The following is a 4,842-nucleotide window of genomic DNA, read 5'->3' on the forward strand; positions in this document are numbered from 1 at the left end:
AAAAAAATGAATGGAGCCACCTTTAGTTGGGTATTTACTTTTTTGGCTCTAATAGAAAAAAGATTAAAACTGAAAATTCTGGCATTATTTATGCAACGCTAGTGATTATTGTTATAATAATAAAACCGCACCTAATATAGATACGATTTTGTCTATTAGTATTACATTCAAATAATTAATCCTTTGTTATTTGGCAAACATTCTTATCTTGCCATTCACTCTCTGGATTAATAATGCTGATTGTTTCATCATCGAAATATGTAAATTCAAATTCATCATAGATTGCAAGATCCGGATTGGTAAATGTTATCGTGGTTTCATCATCCGATAAGGACCATTTAGTATACCTTTCGCCATCTTTAGTTTGCATGGTACCATCATCACTAAAAATCAGACCTTCCCCAAAAAATCCATCACACTCATCATTAGGAGACCAATCACCGACAAGTGCGGTTGCTGCAGATTGACTACATCCACCAATGATAATCACTAGTGCCATTAAAATAGTTAGTTTCTTAAACATGATTCTATTCCCCTTATGTCTTAATTGAAAATATATCTTTTAAATTCAATAATCCCTATTCTATCTTGAAATCTTTTGGAATAATTAACTTTATATCAAAATATCGTTGATTGTATATAGCTAAGTCGTCTTCTAGATACTTATATTCAACCAGATATTTGTTACCTGCCGAAAAAACTACATCAGCTATATAATTATATCTGCTTTCCTTTGTTATAATACTATCTAGGTGATATTAATGGATAAAAATGAACTAATAGAGCTTAGTATTTCTTTACCATTAGCATTAAAAGTTTTACTGCTTGATAAAAAGCAATTTGGCCTTGGGTATGCAGGAAATGCATATCTCAGTGTACTTAACTATATACAGGGTAATATGGAAAGGGACATTGTTAGAATTAGACAAACTCTTTATGATAATCACCAATTAATTCTTCAGAAAACAGGAGAAACAACTTACAAAATAATAAAAAATAACCATATCGAGTACATTAGCTTTTCCAAAGAAGAATTAAAAGAGATGACCACCAACACCTTAAGAAAATACATGTATAACATTGACGGTAAACAAATTGTTCCTATAGATAAGCAGTGGAAAAAACTGAATATGTTACCACCGGATATCAGCTTTTTAGATTAAAGTATGATACGCGACTGTTTGCTCTTATAGGTTATTAATTATTACTTAACCCTTTCAGAATCAATTCGATTGCTTGCTCTTCAATTGTTTTTGAATTTTCTTTCGCTAATATTTTTATCTGTCCTTTTAACTTCCTAGATACATCAAGAGTCAGCCGCTCCTGCTCACTATCGAGAAAAATACCATTATGCCTTTTTACAACAGCCCCCTCTACTATATGTTGTTTTAAAAATTCATAGGAAATCATATTTTCTTCTATTAATATAGGTTTTATTTGAACATCAATATGGTGTTCAGTCATTGATATTTGAATATTTTTATAACCGGCTTCTCTATAAAAAGTTTCTATTACTTCATACATGAAATCATGCAAAGAAGTAGGTTTTGTAAACCTGAAGCAAACATATCCCACCCTATTTAAAGGGTTCTTTGCGTGAAATCTTTCAACTGGAGAAAAGCCATGTTTTTTCATTTCAAGTAAATCAATCTTTTCTCCTCCGTTTGTTATAAAGTAACCCCCATTCCTTGTTATTTCCATGACACGTCCAAGCTCATTTGTTTGCCGATTGATCAAGGACTGATATAAATATAGTTGATATTTGGCACTGAAAATCCTTAGATTGTTAAAGGCTTTCTTTCTCCGCAAAGCAATTAACTCGTTTAATGTATTCTCACTGATAAAGTAGGTCATTCTTCCCTTATACTTAATTCTATCGGCTATTATCTTGCCTTCTTTTATCTGTTTAGAAATGGTCGTCTGGTGCATACCTAGTATTTTTGCAGCTTGAGCAGTAGTGTAACCGTTCGGTGGTTCATCCCTTAGCTTTTCTATATCCTCTGCATGAAACAGCATCATTCCGTCGATTGACCAATCATCATAAACAGGCTTTAATTTTCCTTTCTTTACGTAATTATAAATAGTTGTTACTGTTACATTTAATTTTTTAGCAGCTTCATTTGTTGATAAAAAGTTTTCCTCGCTCATCCTCAAACACCTTCCTTACATACTCATTATTTACTACTTTTAAGTACTCTTGTTCTATGAAAATTGATTCCTTTTGTTCATTTATCTTGATCTCAAAAACAAACTCATTTTTCTCTAATTGTACCCCAACAACCAATCCTACTTTACCACCATGAGTATTAAGATAATGGAAGTCTTCAAAGGGCATAAATTGAAGTAATAGCAATGATGGTCTTTTTACTTCTACAATTTCCCCTATTATTTCTTCGTAACATAACTTTAATGATTCAGACACCTCCCTTGAGAGGAAGTCATAAATATCCTTACCTTTTTTTAATTGATTCCTAATATATCTTTCTTCTTTCGGCGCTTTTGGAACAATTGTATCAATCACTCTATTACCTCTGGTAACAACAAATTCGTAAAGTTCATCTTTTCTTTTCTTCCTTTCCACGACATACCCTTTTCTTATCCAAATCATATATCCGCCTCCCCTTTCTAGTTAAATTAACGTCAACTAGTATTGAAATGTTTGGTGAAATATAAATTAACTATGTAGTATAATTAAACTTTATCATTAACTATTATGGTTGTCTAGTTCCTCATGAAAGTTATACGGATTATAACTACATACTTATTTCTCTTATGTTTTTATCTGTTGGACAAATAAAAGCATTTTTCCAATTTATATTAAATTGATATATATTAATGTATAATTAAGCTATCAAAGTTTTGTTTATATAACTTTATCTACTATAAATAAAATAAATTTAAAATAAAGATAACAGGTGATTTATAACTAAAGAAAGGAAGATATTTGATGGAAAGGAAAACAGAATCTTTTAATGTTCCGCTTGTTTTGGACTCCCGTTTTGAATTACTCGATGACGAAAAAGAAATGAAAAACAAATTAACCAACGCATTATTGGATAAATCATATCTGAATATGTTCTATCATCATTTATTTGAAAATGACGTAGCAGATTATACAAAATTTAACGATATAGAAATGATTTACCTATATGTTCATGAAGAGAAAGACCAAGATGAGGAAAAAAACACGCAGTATAATACGAAAAAGGAATATGTCAGGGATTTACTGCAGGCTTATTCAATTTTTTATGCTCATCCAGGACAGTTCTATATCCCTGATAACTGGAGCGGCTCGCTCTTCCACTATCTAAAAGAGAGACAGTTACGCTTGTATCAAAATTGGCTGAAAACAGCGCCACTGGGAAAAGGGAATAAACCATATTCGATTGCGACGATTTCACGTAAGACAACTATCTTTAAATCTTTCCTTCATTATATATATAGGAAAGGATACATCGAGCACCCGGTACATGAATACTTATTGTCCGCTCGCGTAGGTAAAAAGGACAGACCAAACCGTGATATAAAAATAGATGAAATCATTGAGCTTTTAAATTATTATCGTCATCATCCGATTGTCCATGGACTTCTAGCAGTATTGGTTACTACAGGAGCACGTATTGAGGAACTCTGTAAAGTAAAGGTGAGCGATCTTACAAAGGAGTGGAACCCTTCAAAAGGAGAATACAACTATTGGATGGAGGTAACAGGAAAGGGTAATAAAAAGCGTTCTCTATTAATTCACGATAATGTATTCGAAGCTATTGTGAAATATCGGAAAAGAAGAAGGCTTACAACCATCCTGGACCCGACAGATCACAGCCCCCTCTTTACTACTCCAAAGGGGAAAGCCTACAGTCCAAAAAATTTATCCATGTTTATAACGAAAAAAATGAATGAAGCGGAAGTTCCGTTCATTCAAGTGAATAATAAATTGAAAAGACAAGCAGCAGAGGGCCAATTAAGTGATGAAGGCCAAGAAAAAATCCGCTCCATCACTCCCCATACATTGAGGCACGGTTTCGCCATCATAAGTGCTGAAAATAACAGTGATGTCTTCCGTATCATGCAAACCATGGGACATGAAAGTATTGAAACAACAATGATTTACTTAGAAAATAAGCAATCGAAAGAGCAAAACGTGGGACATGATTGGAAAAACAATGAAATCTTGAATCATATTTGACAATGGTTAATTCTTAGTTGCACAAAGTGGTAAAGACTCGTAACTTGAATAAGCTTTTCTCTACAGAAACAGACTGATAGCTCTAAGAATTTCCAAAGAACGGAATTAATTATAGCCCATTCGTAGTGGAAAATCCCTGTGTCACTCAAGTATACTAATTAAATTTGAGCCTAAAAAAGTCGAATTCCTTTACGAAAAGGATTCGACTTTTTAAATTCACTTATTCCAATTTCCAATAAAGCCCCCGCTACTACAATTAGAGAACAAGTTTAAATCCGGTTCAACTTTTAACTCATTCCTGCCAAACAATTACATAATTAAGCTCTAAACATTTGTACCATAAAACAGACAAATATATCCTTTTCATACAATTAATTGATATAGTATACCCAATGAAATTCAGTTTTTAACCAAATCTAATAAATCTGACCTATCACGACCAATTGCACGAAAAAGCTCAGTATTATTTTCGTCGATTTCAAAATCTGTAATCTATTTTCTTCTTTTGAAATTGTCTAAAATCGTCTCATTAATATTGTTTTTTTCGAAGGTTGTATTTTGCAAGCAAAAAGTTTAGAAGAATGCAATGAAAAGTTTAGAACTTTGCCAGCCCTTATTTTCTTTATAATTAACTATTCGATAAAGCGTATTTCACG

5 protein-coding genes are annotated in these 4,842 nt (G+C 32.3%); 2 read left to right on the plus strand and 3 right to left on the minus strand.

What is annotated here, in order from left to right; all coding sequences use genetic code 11:
- Positions 1-175: 175 nt before the first annotated feature.
- Positions 176-523 (minus strand): hypothetical protein, encoded by a 348-nt coding sequence (locus ACFSBH_RS12595; protein ID WP_379597817.1) that lies wholly within the window; start codon positions 521-523, stop codon positions 176-178.
- Positions 524-761: 238 nt separating this feature from the next.
- Here ACFSBH_RS12595 and ACFSBH_RS12600 point away from each other — a divergent pair, with 238 nt between their 5' ends.
- Positions 762-1,163, plus strand: a complete 402-nt coding sequence (locus tag ACFSBH_RS12600) for a YhjD family protein (RefSeq protein ID WP_379597819.1) — start codon at positions 762-764, stop codon at positions 1,161-1,163.
- 34 nt (positions 1,164-1,197) lie between these two features.
- On the opposite strand, the gene ACFSBH_RS12605 is transcribed toward ACFSBH_RS12600, so the two are convergent.
- Positions 1,198-2,148: a helix-turn-helix domain-containing protein gene (locus tag ACFSBH_RS12605; RefSeq protein WP_379597821.1), complete on the minus strand. Its 951-nt coding sequence runs from the start codon at positions 2,146-2,148 to the stop codon at positions 1,198-1,200.
- The gene (locus tag ACFSBH_RS12610) at positions 2,117-2,608 is read right to left on the minus strand and encodes a hypothetical protein (protein ID WP_379597823.1); all 492 of its coding nucleotides are present in this window, start codon (positions 2,606-2,608) and stop codon (positions 2,117-2,119) included. The genes ACFSBH_RS12605 and ACFSBH_RS12610 overlap by 32 nt, the downstream gene beginning before the upstream one ends.
- 339 nt (positions 2,609-2,947) lie before the next feature.
- Between ACFSBH_RS12610 and ACFSBH_RS12615 the strand changes: the two genes are divergently transcribed.
- Positions 2,948-4,186, plus strand: a complete 1,239-nt coding sequence (locus ACFSBH_RS12615; RefSeq protein WP_379597825.1) for a tyrosine-type recombinase/integrase — start codon at positions 2,948-2,950, stop codon at positions 4,184-4,186.
- The last annotated feature ends 656 nt before the right edge of the window (positions 4,187-4,842 follow it).

It is taken from the genome of Oceanobacillus luteolus, assembly GCF_042678205.1.
Classification (GTDB): Bacteria; Bacillota; Bacilli; order Bacillales; family Amphibacillaceae; genus Oceanobacillus; species Oceanobacillus luteolus.

What these genes read in the sequence shown, in the direction of transcription:
- ACFSBH_RS12605 (WP_379597821.1), bottom strand. Translation starts at nt 2,148, where the DNA reads ATGAGCGAGGAAAACTTTTTATCAACAAATGAAGCTGCTAAAAAATTA.
- ACFSBH_RS12615 (WP_379597825.1), top strand. Translation starts at nt 2,948, where the DNA reads ATGGAAAGGAAAACAGAATCTTTTAATGTTCCGCTTGTTTTGGACTCC.
- ACFSBH_RS12610 (WP_379597823.1), bottom strand. Translation starts at nt 2,608, where the DNA reads ATGATTTGGATAAGAAAAGGGTATGTCGTGGAAAGGAAGAAAAGAAAA.
- ACFSBH_RS12600 (WP_379597819.1), top strand. Translation starts at nt 762, where the DNA reads ATGGATAAAAATGAACTAATAGAGCTTAGTATTTCTTTACCATTAGCA.
- ACFSBH_RS12595 (WP_379597817.1), bottom strand. Translation starts at nt 523, where the DNA reads ATGTTTAAGAAACTAACTATTTTAATGGCACTAGTGATTATCATTGGT.